General features: G+C 46.0%; 14 protein-coding genes, 4 tRNA genes and 1 pseudogene. 13 read left to right on the plus strand and 6 right to left on the minus strand.

What is annotated here, in order from left to right; all coding sequences use genetic code 11:
- Positions 1-2: 2 nt before the first annotated feature.
- The 3 genes from DK423_RS10230 to DK423_RS10240 all read left to right on the plus strand — a co-directional run bounded on the left by DK423_RS10230 (position 3) and on the right by DK423_RS10240 (position 2,208).
- Entirely contained in the window at positions 3-440 is a 438-nt protein-coding gene (locus tag DK423_RS10230; protein WP_061885808.1) for a SoxR reducing system RseC family protein, read from the plus strand.
- Between the two features lie 405 nt (positions 441-845).
- Positions 846-1,358 (plus strand): molybdopterin-guanine dinucleotide biosynthesis protein MobB, encoded by a 513-nt coding sequence (mobB, locus tag DK423_RS10235; protein ID WP_061886245.1) that lies wholly within the window; start codon positions 846-848, stop codon positions 1,356-1,358.
- 94 nt (positions 1,359-1,452) lie between these two features.
- Positions 1,453-2,208, plus strand: coding sequence for an SDR family NAD(P)-dependent oxidoreductase (locus DK423_RS10240; protein WP_005558091.1), 756 nt, complete (start codon positions 1,453-1,455; stop codon positions 2,206-2,208).
- A gap of 79 nt (positions 2,209-2,287) precedes the next feature.
- Here the strand turns inward: DK423_RS10240 and DK423_RS10245 are convergent, their stop codons facing one another.
- Positions 2,288-3,748, minus strand: coding sequence for an aminoacyl-histidine dipeptidase (locus DK423_RS10245; RefSeq protein WP_005558093.1), 1,461 nt, complete (start codon positions 3,746-3,748; stop codon positions 2,288-2,290).
- 121 nt (positions 3,749-3,869) lie between these two features.
- Here DK423_RS10245 and gpt point away from each other — a divergent pair, with 121 nt between their 5' ends.
- Positions 3,870-4,334: a xanthine phosphoribosyltransferase gene (gpt, locus tag DK423_RS10250; protein ID WP_005558095.1), complete on the plus strand. Its 465-nt coding sequence runs from the start codon at positions 3,870-3,872 to the stop codon at positions 4,332-4,334.
- A gap of 90 nt (positions 4,335-4,424) precedes the next feature.
- On the opposite strand, the gene lptD is transcribed toward gpt, so the two are convergent.
- A complete protein-coding gene (gene lptD / locus DK423_RS10255; RefSeq protein ID WP_032996761.1) occupies positions 4,425-6,767 on the minus strand; it encodes an LPS assembly protein LptD in 2,343 nt (780 codons plus the stop codon).
- A 65-nt stretch (positions 6,768-6,832) separates the two neighbouring features.
- Positions 6,833-7,393: a DNA-3-methyladenine glycosylase I gene (locus DK423_RS10260; protein ID WP_005558099.1), complete on the minus strand. Its 561-nt coding sequence runs from the start codon at positions 7,391-7,393 to the stop codon at positions 6,833-6,835.
- 201 nt (positions 7,394-7,594) lie between these two features.
- On the opposite strand from DK423_RS10260, the gene DK423_RS10265 reads away from it, so the two are divergent.
- Positions 7,595-8,200, plus strand: a complete 606-nt coding sequence (locus DK423_RS10265; protein WP_005540687.1) for a YagU family protein — start codon at positions 7,595-7,597, stop codon at positions 8,198-8,200.
- Positions 8,201-8,251: 51 nt separating this feature from the next.
- On the opposite strand, the gene lysA is transcribed toward DK423_RS10265, so the two are convergent.
- Positions 8,252-9,502: a diaminopimelate decarboxylase gene (lysA, locus tag DK423_RS10270; RefSeq protein WP_005558101.1), complete on the minus strand. Its 1,251-nt coding sequence runs from the start codon at positions 9,500-9,502 to the stop codon at positions 8,252-8,254.
- Between the two features lie 17 nt (positions 9,503-9,519).
- Positions 9,520-9,639: an LPS translocon maturation chaperone LptM gene (gene lptM, locus DK423_RS11430; protein WP_005558104.1), complete on the minus strand. Its 120-nt coding sequence runs from the start codon at positions 9,637-9,639 to the stop codon at positions 9,520-9,522.
- Positions 9,640-9,761: 122 nt separating this feature from the next.
- Here lptM and cyaY point away from each other — a divergent pair, with 122 nt between their 5' ends.
- The 3 genes from cyaY to gyrB all read left to right on the plus strand — a co-directional run bounded on the left by cyaY (position 9,762) and on the right by gyrB (position 14,476).
- Positions 9,762-10,070 carry an iron donor protein CyaY gene (gene cyaY, locus DK423_RS10280; protein ID WP_005558106.1) on the plus strand — a complete coding sequence of 103 codons (309 nt, stop codon included), beginning with the start codon at positions 9,762-9,764 and terminating at the stop codon, positions 10,068-10,070.
- Positions 10,070-11,959, plus strand: a complete 1,890-nt coding sequence (recQ, locus tag DK423_RS10285; RefSeq protein ID WP_005558114.1) for a DNA helicase RecQ — start codon at positions 10,070-10,072, stop codon at positions 11,957-11,959. The genes cyaY and recQ overlap by 1 nt, the downstream gene beginning before the upstream one ends.
- 96 nt (positions 11,960-12,055) lie before the next feature.
- Positions 12,056-14,476 carry a DNA topoisomerase (ATP-hydrolyzing) subunit B gene (gene gyrB, locus DK423_RS10290; RefSeq protein ID WP_005558121.1) on the plus strand — a complete coding sequence of 807 codons (2,421 nt, stop codon included), beginning with the start codon at positions 12,056-12,058 and terminating at the stop codon, positions 14,474-14,476.
- Between the two features lie 56 nt (positions 14,477-14,532).
- On the opposite strand, the gene coaA is transcribed toward gyrB, so the two are convergent.
- Positions 14,533-15,447, minus strand: coding sequence for a type I pantothenate kinase (coaA, locus tag DK423_RS10295; RefSeq protein WP_005578002.1), 915 nt, complete (start codon positions 15,445-15,447; stop codon positions 14,533-14,535).
- Positions 15,448-15,702: 255 nt separating this feature from the next.
- Here coaA and DK423_RS10300 point away from each other — a divergent pair.
- From DK423_RS10300 to DK423_RS10320, 5 genes and pseudogenes are all read left to right on the plus strand, one after another.
- Positions 15,703-15,778: transfer RNA gene (locus tag DK423_RS10300), tRNA-Thr, on the plus strand.
- Between the two features lie 30 nt (positions 15,779-15,808).
- Positions 15,809-15,893, plus strand: a tRNA-Tyr gene (locus tag DK423_RS10305).
- Positions 15,894-15,933: 40 nt separating this feature from the next.
- A tRNA-Gly gene (locus tag DK423_RS10310) sits at positions 15,934-16,008 on the plus strand.
- Between the two features lie 3 nt (positions 16,009-16,011).
- Positions 16,012-16,087 (plus strand) — tRNA-Thr (locus DK423_RS10315).
- 93 nt (positions 16,088-16,180) lie between these two features.
- A pseudogene (locus DK423_RS10320) lies at positions 16,181-16,258 on the plus strand (GTP-binding protein); the annotation flags it as partial.

Consider the following 16,258-nt stretch of genomic DNA (forward strand, 5'->3'; position numbering starts at 1 on the left):
TTATGTTAACTGAAAGTGCGGTCGTTGTTGAGTACGAATCTGGCAGAGCAAAAGTGAAATGCCAATCACAAAGTGCCTGCGGCGCTTGCGCGGCAAAATCGGCCTGCGGCAATTCCGCCTTGTCGGAATTAACCGGCAGCGGCGCACGTGGCGAACATATTTTCACCATTGAGACCATCACGCCGCTGAAAGTGGGGCAACGGGTGGAAATCGGCTTGTCCGAACATGCCTTAATCAAATCCGCCTTGCTCATGTATTGCGTACCGCTATTTACTTTATTATTCAGCACTTTATTATTTGATTCGTTGTTTGCCCATGAGCTCGTCAGCGTCTTTTTTATCTTCATTTCCACCGCACTTTCTTTCTTCGCTGTGCGTTGGTATGCGCAAAAACTCAATCGCAAATCCGCCTATCAGCCGATGTTATTGCGCGTGTTATAAATCCACACCTGTTCGAAACATTGTAACTGTTTATATAAAAAGAAAAAACTTGGCTCCCCTCGTTCACGGGGGGAGCCGGGCGAAGCCCTGAGGGGGGTAAAATCTCAATTTTTAAGCATGATCTTGTGAAAACATCAAGATCCCCCCCCCTTCCGCCCTTCGGGCACGTTATTCGCAAGCTCGGAAACTCACTTGCTCACCCCTTTGGGGTCATTGGCAGAGCCAACGCTCAAAACGCATTGCGTTTTGTCCCCCGTAAACGGAGGAAGGCAAGATATTTAAAAATATCAATGAATTACAATATTTCTAACAGCGGTGGTTATAAATCCCCGCGCACCGTTCGTTTTCTTTTCCAGGCTGTTATATAATTCAGCCCGTCCATTCAATTTTCTTCAAGGAAACATTATGCTCCCTATGCTTGGCATTACCGGTTACAGCGGCAGCGGCAAAACTACGTTATTGGAAAAATTACTCCCGCAATTAAAACAGCTCGGTTTGCGCCCCGCCGTGATTAAACACAGCCATCACGACGTACAAATTGACAAACCGGGCAAAGACAGCTGGCGCATGAAAGATGCCGGCGCCAGCCAAGTGATTATGGCGTGCGATCAACGCTGGGCGCTGATGACCGAAACCCCGCAACAACATATTTCCCTGCCGTATTTGTGCACGCAATTTGACGAGGCGTTGACGGATCTGATCTTGGTGGAAGGCTTCAAACAAGAACCCATCGAAAAGATATTGTTACACCGTAAAGACATGACCAAACCGCTTCCGGAAATGGACGAGTACGTTCTGGCTGTCGCCACGGATTATCCTTTAACCGCCCATAAGCCTCACTTGGATATTAACGATATTGAACAAATCGCCGAGTTTATTATGGCGTGGTATAAACAAAAGTGCGGTGGAAAAAAATAATGTTTTTTCTTACCGCACTTCAAGTATTTGCTCTTGCTAAAGTGCGGTTATTTTCAAAGTTTATAAAATTAGAATAGGAACGAGGACATTTTTTATGAGAAACATCATTATCACCGGTGCCAGTGGGGATTTGGCGCAGGCAATCGTAAAACAACTGCCTGATGCCCGTTTGATTTTAATTGGCAGAGAGGCAGCGTTGTTGGAAAACCTGTATGCGTTTCATCCGCATAAAGCCTGTTTGCAGCTGGATATTTGCGATGAACGCGCTGTTGCTGCCTGCTTACAAGAGGTTGAACAGCGTTATGGCGCGATAGATGTGTTGATCAATAACGCAGGCTATGCGGTGTATGATGATTTTGATTGCCTGACGACGGAAGAGGCGCGCAAGATGTTTGAAGTGAACGTGTTTGCCAGCATGACTTTTTGCCAACTTGTCGGGCATAAAATGAAAGCACTTGGGCGTGGACATATCGTCAATATCGTTTCTATGTCGGGATTTTTAGCATCCGCCAAATCCAGCCTGTATTCCGCCAGTAAATTTGCCATGATCGGCTACTCCGACGCCATCCGTTTGGAACTGGCCGATAAAGGTGTATTTGTCACCACCGTCAATCCTGGTCCAATCGCCACTAAATTCTTCAAACAGGCGGATCCTGAGGGGACTTATCTAAAATCTATCAAGCCTTTTTTAATCCCGGTGGATTTGGTAGCACAAAAAATCGTCACGGCGTTGGGAAAAAATGTACGTGAAATCAATTTACCCCGCACCCTTGCCTTTGCCCGTAAATTCTACGCGCTATTTCCCCAAACCGCCGATTTCCTGGCAAGAACGTTGTTTAACTATAAATGATGGGAAATGGCCGCACTTTTGGAGCAGCATAGTAAAAAACCACTCAATTGAGTGGTTTCTTGTTTTACTGAACATCAATTTATTTTACCGGAATTTCGGCTAATAATTTGGTGATTAACGACCAGAAAATTTGCACTGCCGGGATGTGGACTTTTTCGTCCGGAGAGTGGGCATTTTTGATGGTCGGACCGATGGAAACCATGTCCATATTCGGGTAAATTTTCTTCAGCAAACCGCATTCCAAACCGGCGTGAATCACTTTAATAGCCGGTTCGTAGCCCAGCACTTGCGCATAAATTTTGTAGGTCAAATCCACAATCGGTGAATGTGCTTGCGGCTCCCAGCCCGGATAAGAACCGGAAAATTCAGCTTTTGCGCCGCTTAACTGCGCCAAGGATTGCAGTATTTCAGCAACGTATTCTCTGCCGCTTTCAATCAGCGAGCGCACTAAAATGGTGGCTTTAATCTGATTTTCTTCGGTTTCTAACACGCCGACGCTAAGCGAAGTTTCCACAATATTTTCCAACACGTCGCTGTTGCGAATTACGCCATTCGGCAATACATTTAATAAATGGATAATGCGTTCTGTGGTTAACGGTGTGAAAATCTTTATCGGCTTATCAATTGGTTGTAATTCGAAAGAAAGATTTGGTTCAATTAATGCCAATTCGGTTTTCAATAAAACGCCGAAATTTTCCACCGCACTTTTCAGCCCGTCCACATCACCGTTGAAGTTTAAAGTGGCAAAAGCTTCGCGCGGAATGGCGTTGCGAATGGAACCGCCACAAATATCGCTTAAAGCGAAATCAAAGTGCGGTTGATTTTGTGCGAGTTTTGCCAAGAAACGGGCCAGCAATTTGATGGCGTTGGCACGTCCGGTATGAATGTCACAGCCGGAATGTCCGCCGCGTAAGCCTTTTAACACGATTTGCGTACTATGCGCGAAATGGTTGCTTTCATATTCAGCGGGCAACGAAATGTTGGCGTTTTCACCACCGGCGCAGCCCACGTAAATTTCCGCGTTTTCTTCCGTGTCGGTGTTGATCATAATGTCGCTTTGCAACCAGTTCGGGCGCAACCCAATGGCGCCTTCCATGCCGCGTTCTTCTGTCATGGTGAGTAACACTTCCAAGTCAGGATGCGGCAAGTCGTCACTGTCCAGCACCGCTAAAGTCGCCGCCATACCAATGCCGTTATCGGCGCCTAATGTGGTGTTGGTAGCGCGCACCCATTCGCCGTCGATATAAGGCTGAATGGGGTCGGTGGCAAAATTATGCGAGCTGCCTTCGTTGGCTTGCGGCACCATATCCAAATGCGCCTGAAGGGCAACTTTTTGGCGATTTTCCATGCCTTTTGTTGCCAGTTTGCGAATTAATACGTTGCCCGCTTCATCGCGTTCAGCGTAAAAAGCCTTGCCTTTTGCCCAATTAACGATGAATTCCGCCAAAGCATTTTCTTGATAAGACGGATGGGGAATCGCACAAATTTGATCGAACCATTTCCAGAGTAAATTCGGGGTTAATTTTTGTATTTCTGACATATTTCCTCCTTAAAAAATTAAGGAAAATAATAGCATAAAATGCCATTTCGGGTTATCCTAACGTCATTTTTATTTCCCTGGCAGCGCCCGCAGCCCGCAAAATTTCAGACAAGGGGTGTTTATGAGTGAAAAATATGTTGTGACGTGGGATATGTTCCATATGCACGCACGCAAATTATCCGAACGTTTGCTTCCGGCTTCACAATGGAAAGGCATTGTTGCCGTGAGTCGTGGCGGTTTATTTCCGGCGGCGGTACTTGCACGCGAATTAGGCATTCGTCATGTGGAAACTCTTTGTATTGCCAGTTATAACCACGACACGCAAGGCGAATTACAGGTGTTACATGCCGCACAACTGGCGAACGGTGGTGAAGGGTTTATCATCATTGACGATTTGGTGGATACCGGTAATACCGCGCGCGCCATTCGTGAAATGTACCCGAACGCCCGCCTTGTGACAGTTTTCGCGAAACCGGCCGGCGCGGAATTGGTAGATAATTATGTGGTAGATATTCCGCAAAATACCTGGATTGAACAACCTTGGGATATGGGCATTTGTTTCGTTCCTCCGCTTGCCAGAAAATAAAAAAATCAGAAAATCCACCGCACTTTTTGTTGTTGCACCTAATAAAAAACCATGAGCCGAATAACTCACGGTTTTTTATTTTTTCCCTTTCTAGTAAAGACTGAAGGCTTGTAAATACGGCAATTTTCCGCGCTTTAATAACTCTTCGATACCATTTTTGTGATCGTTACCGAAGCCGCGCAACTGGAAAGTGACGCCGACACTGTTATCATAGAAGATTTCGTCATATTTTTGGTTTTGGCGGCTGGTGACATAACGTCTGGCGCCGACACCGATGCTCCAGCAACAGGAATTATATTGCACACCAAGGTATTGTTCCACCGGTTTCTTCAACGCCAAATCCTGATAATAACGTCCGACTACCGCCCAATTGTCGGTGATTTCCCACGCTGCTTGCACGCCCAATTGTTTAATATCCTGATTATAACGATTAGCGCCGACAGTCAAATTTTGGTCGATATATTTTTGGCTTGCGTAACGGTAAGTTAACTGAATTAAATTCTCTTTTTGCGGATTCCATTCTAACCCGGTATTTGCCAAGGAAACCTGTTTTAACTGCGGCTCATATTGATAACTTGCGCGCCAACGCCATTGGTCGCTGATTTTCCAGTTAGATTCCAACGCCCATGATGAAGATGCGCCGGAGGTTTTATTATTCGGGTTATTATCAATGCGGGACGGCTTTAAATAGAAGGTTTGTCCGATGGAAAAATTGAAGCGCTCTTCTTTTTCTACATCAAAGAAACGTGTAGTCCCTCCCAATGTTACCTGATTGGCAGAGGCTATACGGTCCAAACCGCTGTAACGACGGTCACGGAATAAGGAGAAATAATCCTGTTGCAATAACGTGGAATCGTAACCAAAACCAAGATATTGCGGATTTTTAGGTCCGATATTGCCTTGATTTTTATAAGGGCGATATAAGTATTGCACGCGTGGTTCGAGGGTTTGGGTATAACCGTTGAACAGGGTTTTATCGGATGCCAATACCGTTTGCAGTTCCACTTTAAACTGTGGCAATACACGGGTTACGCTACGTTCCACCTTTTCATTATCAGAAGCAATCCTTCCATTCTTTTGCTGATAATGCGTTGCGTAAAGTTTGGTTTCAAAGTTAATGCTGCCGTAACGATTGGATAAGGTTTTGTTTAAACTCGGTTCTAAATGGAAACGCCAGGCTTTCGGCATCTGAATGCTGTCATTATCAAAGCGTGCTGCTTGCGAAAAGAGTTTGAAATCCAAATTATTCCACAAATTATTTTTGTAATAATTGAAATCAATTTGCGGCAAAGTACGATATGGACCAATGGCCACTTCATCGAAAATCTGGAATTGTTTTGCCGAAATGGCAAGGTTGTAATTCGGTTGGTAGTAAGCAATACGCACTTTTTGATCGGCATAACCATCCGTGCTGCTGCCGTATTCGGAATCAAAATCGGTGAAATAACGTTTATCGCTGACCCGCGTATAATCTACATTCAAGCGCCAATTTTCCAAGAAGCTGGAACTGTGTAACCAGTGCAATAAATGGCGTTTGCGATTTTCTGCCGTGTAATCCGTTAACCGATCATTGCCTAAATATTCACCGGCAATTTTCCCTTCACCGAGCGGCGTTAAATAACGAAATTCGCCGTTGAGTTGCCAACCGCGTTTTGACATATATTTCGGCGCAATGGTGGCATCATAATTCGGCGCGATGTTCCAATACACCGGTTGTGCATAGAAATAACCGTCGCGACTGGAATGTCCGGCAGTAGGTACCAACAAACCGGAACGACGGCGATCGCCGATAGGCAGTTGTAAATACGGCGTGTAGAACACCGGTACACCATACACGCGAAAACGGGCATGCCACATTTCCGCATATTCTTCTTTCACATGTTGACGCATTTCGCTGGCGTAAATCGACCAGGTATTATCACTCGGCAAACAGGAGGTAAAAGTGGCGTTTTTCATTAAGCGATAATCTTCGCGCAATTCCACGCGTTCCGCCGAACCGCGCCCTTGGCGATCAACGAATTGATAATCGGCGTGTTGAATATCGGTATCTTTGCTGTTGAGATGGATTTTAGCATCGCTGCCAAGTAAGTTGATTTGGTTGTCGCGATAATCAAATCCGCCGCGTGCAAAGGCATGACGCTGCACATTGCTGCCTTCACCCGATTGTTGCACTTCCACCGCCGCGGATTTTAAATGGCGGTTACCTTGTTTGATGTCCACATTGCCTTGATAAAGGGCGCTGCTCGGCTGATTGATTTCTGCTTTATCCGCTTCAATGTACACCGGCTGATCATTCGGGTCACCGCTAACCACTTCTCCGGTAAAATGCGGTACGCCTAATAAACATTGCTGATTCAAGTCTGCTGCGCTGTCAGCACTATAAAGTGCGGTCAAAATTGACAGTGAAATTAACGTGTAATAATTTTTCTTCATCGGACAACCATTATTTGAGCCAAATTTAACGGGATTATACTGTAAAACGTGGGGGATCGCATTGTTTAATGTGGCGTTTTGTACGCGCATTCATTCCAGTGATCGTCCACCAGCCCCATGGATTGCATAAACGCATAACAGGTTGTCGGACCGACAAATACGAAGCCGCGCTTTTTCAGAGCCTTGGATAACGCGATTGAGGTTGCCGTTTGCGCCGGCACATGACTTAACTCGGGCACGTCATGAATTTGCGGCTGATGATTCACGAAAGACCAAATAAAATGACTGAAATTTTCACCACACTTTTGCATGGCGAGAAACGCCCGCGCATTGGTGACGATTGCCTGTAATTTGGCGCGATGGCGAATTAAGCCCGCATTTTGCATACAGTGATCGATATCGGCATCGGTCATTGCTGCGACTTTGTGCGGGTCAAAATGGGAAAACGCCTGCCGATAAGCTTCCCGTTTTTTTAAAACCGTAATCCACGACAAGCCCGCTTGCTGCCCTTCCAGACACAGTTTTTCAAATAATTTGCCATCATCAAACTGCGGTTTACCCCACTCGTTGTCGTGGTAATCCTGATAAATTTGTGAGCCTTCCGCCCATGTGCAACGTTTTTTCATAGGACTTCCTTTTATATTTTATATATGAATATTTTTTGGTTTGACAGAAAGATAACGGTTTTATTATAAAAATATTTCGCCAGCTGGTAATTAATTAAAATGAATAAAACTTGACTAAAATAAAAAAATACCGAGAATATTAGCCGTACTTTTATTTCATATAAAGTGAATAGCGTTTAATTAAATTTAGAGGGATATATTATGTCTGGATTATTTGTTCAAACTGATCCGTCCCGTCGTCGTTATGGTGTCGCGGCGTTCGTGGCGATTATCGCCGGTGTGGTTTCTTCATTCGTAAAATGGGGCGCCGAGCACCCATTCCCACCACGTAGTCCGTTGGATTTATTCACCGCTGCCTGTAAAGATCCAAGCCAAGCCCTTGAGGTTTGCTCCCGTGCATTTTTAAACCCGCCGCATGTTTTCTTACGTGATTATATCGGTATTAATCCGACGGAAGCGGTGTTTACTTTCGCCGATTACGGATTTAACTGGATTGGCGTGACCCACATTACTTTCTCGGTTGTATTCGCACTGTTCTATTGTATCGTCGCGGAACGTTTCCCGAAAATTAAATTATGGCAAGGTATTCTGTTCAGTATTATTTGTAATATTGGTGTTCACTATATCGCTTTTCCATTACTTAATTTAACACCACAAATATCTGAGTTACCTTGGTATGAACATGTTTCCGAATTTGTCGGTCATGTTTTCTGGTTCTGGAGCATTGAGTTGATTCGCCGTGATTTGCGTAACCGCATTACGCACGAGCCGGATCCGGAAGTACCGTTAAATCAACCGTATCGTTAATCGAAACAAAAATCCCGCAAATTCATGCGGGATTTTTTATATCGGTTTTGACTACGGCAACATACTTTCCAGTTGCCACAATTCGTTTAACGTTTCACGACGGCGGATTAAATAAGCATTGTCACCGTCCACCATAACCTCCGCCGTTCTCGGACGGGAGTTGTAGTTGGAAGACATGCTGGCGCCATAAGCGCCCGCCGAGCGTTGGGCTAAATAATCCCCTTCCGCAATGGCAAGTTTGCGTTGTTTGCCGAGGAAGTCCGAGGTTTCGCAAATCGGACCGACCACGTCGTAAATTTTCTCTTCACGCGCTAAAGTGCGGTCGATTTCCAGAATGTTCATGTAAGCCTGATATAACGCCGGGCGAATCATGTCGTTCATGCCTGCATCCACAATGGCGAAATTACGGCTTTCGTTGGATTTTACATATTCCACTTTGGTCACCAAAATTCCCGCATTGGCGGTGATGGCGCGACCGGGCTCAACAATAATTTCCAACTCGCTGAAAGCGCTTAATTTTTCCCACAGGGCTTTGGCGTATTCCGTCGGATGCGGTGGCGTTTCGTCGGTGTAAGTGACGCCTAAACCACCGCCCAAATCCAAATGCTTCAACTGAATGCCGTCCTGTTTTAACTGTTCCATGAGAACGATTAACCGATCGGCGGCATCTAAAAACGGTTGTAATTCCGTGAGTTGTGAACCGATGTGGCAATCCATACCGACAATGTCAATATTCGGCAGCGTTGCGGCTAATTTATACACCTCACGCGCCTGTTCCACGCTCACGCCGAATTTATTCTCTTTCAGGCCGGTGGAAATATAAGGGTGGGTGTGTGCGTCCACATCGGGATTAACGCGCAAAGAAATGGGCGCGATTTTGCCCATGTCGCCGGCAACCTGATTAATGCGTAACAATTCCGCTTCCGACTCCACGTTAAAGCAACGAATCCCCACTTCCAGTGCGCGGGCGATTTCCCGGCGGGATTTCGCCACGCCGGAAAACACCACTTTATGCGCTTCACCGCCGGCGGCAAGCACCCGTTCCAATTCCCCTTGGGACACAATGTCAAAGCCGGAACCCAGTTTTGCCATAATGTTCAAAATGGCAATATTCGGGTTCGATTTCACGGCAAAACACACCAAGTGCGGATGGTCTCCAAAGGCGTTATTAAACGCATGCCAGTGGCGCTCAAGCGTGGCTTTGGAATAAACATATAAGGGCGTGCCGAACTCCTCGGCAAGTTGTTTGACCGGCAGATTTTCCACCATAAGTTGATCATGTTGATATTGGAAAAAGTCCATAACATCGCCTGTAAAAATTATTTTGTCGCCTGATCGGCTGAATCTTGTGCAGGAAAATACAACGGACCTTTCACGCCGCAGCCACTGCTTAAGGCACATAAAGTGACAAGTAAAAATAAGGAAGTGAGTTTTTTCATCGATTGCTCCTTGTTCTCAAATTTGACTGCTCTTTTTACCATTAAATCGGGCTTTGTGCTATCACAACGCGCAGAAAATCTTTATAATTCCCTCTTTACCAACATTTAGGGGAGTGGTTTTTATGAATATTATCGAGTTTCATCAGAAAATCGAGCGCGTTTGGGATGAAATTGAAGAACAACTGGAAGCGCAGGATTGCGGCGTAGATTGCGAACGTCAGGGTTCCGTATTCACTATCACCCTTGGCGATCGCAGCCAAATCGTGATCAATAAACAGGAATCGTTATTGGAATTATGGCTGGCGAGCCACAATGGAGGGTTTCATTTTGTCTATAAAGACGGACGTTGGGTCAGCAACGACGGTTTGGATTTCTGGCAGGCGCTTACCGAAGCCCTTGCTAAACACGGCGAACAGGTTCAATTTAATTAATGAGCGACCTTAACCCGTCCGAATCAACAAAAAGTGCGGTGGATTCTGCCGATGAATCGTCAGTAAATTCCACCGCACTTCATGCTTCCGCATTGCACGTTTTGCATTCGGTTTTCGGCTATCAATCTTTCCGCAAAGGGCAGCAGGAAATCATCGATGCCGTGCTCAGCGGGCAGGACTGTTTGGTGATTATGGCGACGGGCACGGGCAAATCGTTGTGTTATCAAATTCCCGCCCTTTGCTTTGACGGCATGACGCTGGTGGTGTCGCCGCTGATTTCCCTGATGAAAGACCAAGTGGATCAACTGCGCGCCAACGGCGTTGAAGCGGATTATTTGAATTCCACACAAACCTTCGAAGAACAGCAACAGGTGCAGAATCGGGCGATTTCCGGGCAGTTAAAATTATTGTATTTATCGCCGGAAAAAGTCATGGCCAACAGCTTTTTCCAATTTATTTCCTTGTGCCAAGTGAGTTTTATCGCCATTGATGAAGCGCACTGCATTTCCCAATGGGGACACGATTTCCGTCCCGAATATACCCAACTCGGCGGCTTAAAAGGCAGCTTTCCGAACGTGCCGATCATGGCACTCACTGCCACGGCGGATCAGACCACACAACAAGACATCCTGAAAAATCTCCGGTTAAATCGACCGCACTTTTATGTAGGCAGCTTCGATCGCCCGAACATTCGTTACACGTTGGTGGAAAAATTCAAACCCATGGAGCAACTTTGCCGTTTCGTGCTGGCGCAAAAAGGCAAGAGCGGCATTGTGTATTGCAACAGCCGCAATAAAGTGGAACGTATCGCCGAAACCCTGTGTAACAAAGGCGTACGGGCGGCGGCGTATCATGCCGGCATGGAAAACGGCTTGCGCGAGAAAGTGCAACGGGATTTTCAGCGTGACAACATTCAAGTGGTGGTGGCGACCATCGCCTTCGGCATGGGCATTAATAAATCCAATGTGCGCTTTGTGGCGCATTTTGACCTGCCGCGCAGCATCGAATCCTACTATCAGGAAACCGGTCGCGCGGGGCGCGATGATTTACCGGCGGAAGCGGTGTTGTTTTATGACCCGGCGGATTATGTGTGGCTCAACAAAATGCTGATGGAAAAGTCGGAAACGCCGCAACGGCAGATTGAACAGCACAAATTGCAAGCCATCGGCGAATTTGCCGAAAGCCAAACCTGCCGCCGTTTGGTTTTATTGAACTATTTCGGCGAACATCGCCAAACGCCTTGTCAAAATTGCGATATTTGTCTCGATCCGCCGAAAAAATATAACGGCTTGCTGGACGCACAAAAAATCATGTCGGCGATTTATCGCACCGGTCAATGTTATGGCGCGCATTATGTCATCGCCGTGCTGCGTGGCATGAACAATCAGAAAATACGTGAACAGCGCCATGAGCAATTAAGCGTGTACGGCATTGGCAAAGAACACAGCACGGAATATTGGCAATCGGTATTGCGCCAGTTGGTACATTTAGGCTTGGTACGCCAAATCATCGGCGAATACGGCAACACCTTACAATTAACGGAAAACGCCAAACCGATTTTACGCGGAGAAGAACCGCTGGAATTGGCAGCTCCTCGCCTGTCTTCCATCGTCACCACCGCCATGACGCCAAAAAGTGCGGTGGGTTCTTACGACAAAGATCTGTTTGCCCGCTTGCGCTTTCTGCGTAAGCAAATTGCCGATAAGGAAAATATTCCACCGTATATTGTGTTTAACGACGCAACGTTACAGGAAATGGCGCAATATCAACCTGTCAGTAACATTGAAATGCTACAAATTAACGGCGTCGGCGCCATTAAACTGGAGCGTTTCGGGCCGGCATTTCTCGCCTTGATCCGCGAACATAAAAATGCCCGCGCCGGCGAATAACCCCCGCCATCGCTTCGGCGCACTTATTTTTAGCTAATTGCACAAAATTTTGCTATAATCCCGCCCGATTTTTTACGAATTACACAGAGAAGAATTATGTCGACAAATACTCCTGAAACTTATGGTGCAAACAGTATTAAAGTGCTAAAAGGGCTTGATGCGGTGCGTAAACGTCCCGGAATGTATATCGGTGACACAGACGATGGAACGGGTTTACACCATATGGTTTTCGAAGTGGTGGATAACGCTATTGATGAAGCCTTGGCGGGGTATTGTAATGACATCGTGGTTACCATTCATTCCGATAATTCCGTTTCCGTACAAGATGACGGGCGCGGTATTCCGGTGGATATTCACCCGGAAGAAGGCGTTTCTGCCGCCGAGGTGATCATGACCGTGTTGCACGCCGGTGGTAAATTTGACGATAACTCCTATAAAGTATCTGGCGGTTTGCACGGCGTGGGCGTATCCGTGGTAAATGCGTTGTCCGACAAGTTACAACTGACGATTCGCCGTCAAAGCAAAGTGCATGAACAATTTTACAGCCTCGGTGATCCGCAAGCACCTCTCGCCGTCATCGGTGAAACCACCCAAACCGGTACCACTGTACGTTTCTGGCCAAGCCCGACCATCTTCACCAATATTGAATTTGAATACGACATCTTAGCCAAGCGCTTAAGAGAGTTATCTTTCTTAAACTCCGGCGTGTCCATTCGTTTAATTGACGAACGCACCGACAAACAAGACCACTTCCATTACGAAGGCGGAATTCAGGCGTTCGTTGAATATATCAACCGCGGCAAAACTCCGATTCATCCGAAACCTTTCTATTTTTCCGCCGAAAAAGACGGCATTGGTGTAGAAATTGCGTTGCAATGGAACGACGGTTACGCGGAAAACATTTATTGCTTCACCAACAACATTCCGCAACGGGACGGCGGTACGCACTTAGCCGGTTTCCGTGGGGCGATGACCCGCACCTTGAACAACTACATGGAAAACGAAGGCTACACCAAGAAATCCAAAGTGGTGACTTCCGGTGACGATGCCCGTGAAGGCTTGGTGGCGGTGATTTCCGTGAAAGTACCGGATCCGAAATTCTCTTCCCAAACAAAAGACAAACTGATTTCCTCCGAAGTGAAAAGTGCGGTGGAATCCCTGATGAACGAATATTTGCAAACCTATTTGTTGGAAAATCCGAACGATGTAAAAATCATCGTGACCAAAATCATCGATGCCGCGCGCGCCCGTGAAGCCGCCCGCAAAGCCCGCGAAATGACCCGTCGTAAAGGTGCGTTGGATTTGGGCGGCTTGCCGGGTAAATTGGCGGATTGTCAGGAACGCGATCCGGCGTTGTCCGAACTTTACATCGTGGAGGGTGACTCTGCGGGCGGTTCCGCAAAACAAGGGCGCAACCGTAAGAACCAAGCGATTCTGCCATTAAAAGGAAAAATCCTGAACGTGGAAAAAGCCCGTTTCGACAAAATGTTGTCTTCTGCCGAAGTGGGTACATTAATTACCGCGTTGGGTTGCGGTATCGGCCGTGACGAATATAATCCCGACAAATTGCGCTATCACAGCATCATCATCATGACCGATGCGGACGTGGACGGTTCACACATTCGTACGCTATTGTTGACGTTCTTCTATCGCCAAATGCCGGAACTGATTGAGCGCGGTTATGTTTATATTGCCCAGCCACCGCTCTATAAAGTGAAAAAAGGCAAACAAGAACAATATATTAAAGATGACGAAGCGATGGCGAAATTTGAACTGGCGATTGCCCTGGAAAATGCCGCGCTTTATGTGAATGAAAATGCGCCGGGTATGCAAGGTGTGGCGTTGCAAAATCTGGCGTCCGAATACCTTGCCGTACAAAAAATGATTGCCCGCTTAACCCGCTATTATCCGGAAAGCGTATTAAAAGAATTGATTTATCAACCGGCGTTGACCACCGCGCTGATGCAGCAGGAAAGTGCGGTCAATTCCTGGGTCGATTCTTTAGTTGCCACTTTAAATACGAAAGAAACCGACGGCAGACATTATAGCTATCGTCTGCAATTTAACGCCGAACGGAATTTGTATGAAGTGGTGTTAACCGTAAGAACACACGGTATCGATACGGATTATTTCCTCAATTTTCAATTCGCCACCGGCAATGAATATACCCGCCTAATCGCTCTGGGCGAAAAACTGGTCGGGTTGTTGGAAGACAGCGCTTATGTAATGCGTGGTGAACGCAAAGTGGCGGTGGCTTCTTTTGAACAAGCCATTGAATGGTTAATGAAAGAATCCCGTCGCGGCTTGATGATCCAACGTTATAAAGGCTTGGGCGAAATGAATCCGGAGCAACTGTGGGAAACCACCATGGATCCGAATACCCGCCGTATGTTGAAAGTGTCCATTAAAGATGCTGTCGCGGCAGATCAGCTTTTCACCACTTTAATGGGTGACGAAGTGGAACCGCGCCGTGATTTCATTGAAAGTAATGCCTTAAGAGCAAATTTGGATATTTAAAATTCAATCTTAAAAAAGCACCGCACTTTTACGCTAAAGTGCGGTGCTTTTTTTCGTTATTTTCTTAGCTTCACCAATTCCACTTCATGGTTCGCTCCTTTTTTCAAAATGAGATTGGCGCGCTCACGGGTCGGTAAAATATTTTCTTTTAGATTCAATCCGTTAATTTCATCCCAGATTTTCCCTGCCGTTTCAATAGCCTCCTGCTCGGACAGGTTGGCATAATGTTTGAAATAAGAATTCGGATTGGAAAACGCACTTTGGCGGAATTTCAGGAAACGGCGGATATACCATTCTTTCAGCAATGTTTCTTCCGCATCCACATAAATGGAAAAATCCACAAAATCCGAAACGAACAGCTCATTGGCTTGATTTTTGTTCGGTTGTAACACATTTAATCCTTCCAGAATCAGAATGTCGGGCTGATCGATAACATTAAATTGATCGGGAATAATGTCATAGGTTAAGTGCGAATAAATGGGCGCGCTGACATTGGGTTTGCCGGATTTTATATCGGCTAAAAAATGAATCAATTTCGACGTGTTATAAGAAATCGGAAAACCTTTTTTATGCAGCAAATTATGTTGTTGCAAATAGGATAATGGATGCAGGAAACCGTCGGTTGTGATCAAATCGACTTTTCGTTCCTGCGGCCAATGGCTTAATAAAGATTGCAAAATCCGTGCCGAAGTACTTTTGCCCACCGCCACGCTGCCTGCAATACTAATAATGTAAGGCACTTTCGGGCTTTGTCCGCCGAGGAAACGGTGCAACACGTCCTGACGACGAATGTTTTCATCTATATAGTAGTTAATCAAACGGGTTAACGGTAAATAGATAGTGCGAACTTCATCAAGGGAAAGTGCTTCGTTAATACCGAGCAGCGGTTTGAGATCTTGCTCGGTTAATTTTAACGGCACGGATTTGCGCAATTCCGCCCAACGTTGTCGATTAAACGACAAAAACGGCATAAACTGCTCCGAAATAGAATGAGAAACCGGAAATTCCACGCGTTGAATTACTCTTTTTAGCCAAATATAGGTTGCAAAATATACCTTATAAATAAGGGATTGAGCAGTAAAAATTTAGCATAATCAGGTAAATTAGACGAAGATAAATTGTTTTTGTTTGATAATTAAACGAATAACTAAAAAAAACTTTATTTACTAAAAAAAAACTTGTCAGGCATGAAAAAACCCCTATAATACGCGTCACTTGTTTTCGACGCCGACTTAGCTCAGCAGGTAGAGCAACTGACTTGTAATCAGTAGGTCATCAGTTCGATTCCGATAGTCGGCACCATTTCTCGTAATACAAGTTCAAACTTAGAGTGGAGGGATTCCCGAGCGGCCAAAGGGAGCAGACTGTAAATCTGCCGGCTCAGCCTTCGAAGGTTCGAATCCTTCTCCCTCCACCATTATCTAAGAGTAACCGATGGGACAGATGAATTAAGAACGGCGGGCATCGTATAATGGCTATTACCTTAGCCTTCCAAGCTAATGACGCGGGTTCGATTCCCGCTGCCCGCTCCAAGCGCTGATATAGCTCAGTTGGTAGAGCGCACCCTTGGTAAGGGTGAGGTCGGCAGTTCGAATCTGCCTATCAGCACCACTTCTTAATAATCTCTCCATTACAAATTTTAATACTTTGGTTAATCTGGTAAGTTGAACCATCGATAACCGTGTTTGTTTAGAGGGACTCTCAATGTCTAAAGAAAAATTTGAACGTACAAAACCGCACGTTAACGTGGGTACAATCGGCCACGTTGACCATGGTAAAACC

Origin of the sequence: Aggregatibacter actinomycetemcomitans, assembly GCF_003130205.1 — a bacterium.
GTDB lineage: Bacteria > Pseudomonadota > Gammaproteobacteria > Enterobacterales > Pasteurellaceae > Aggregatibacter > Aggregatibacter actinomycetemcomitans_A.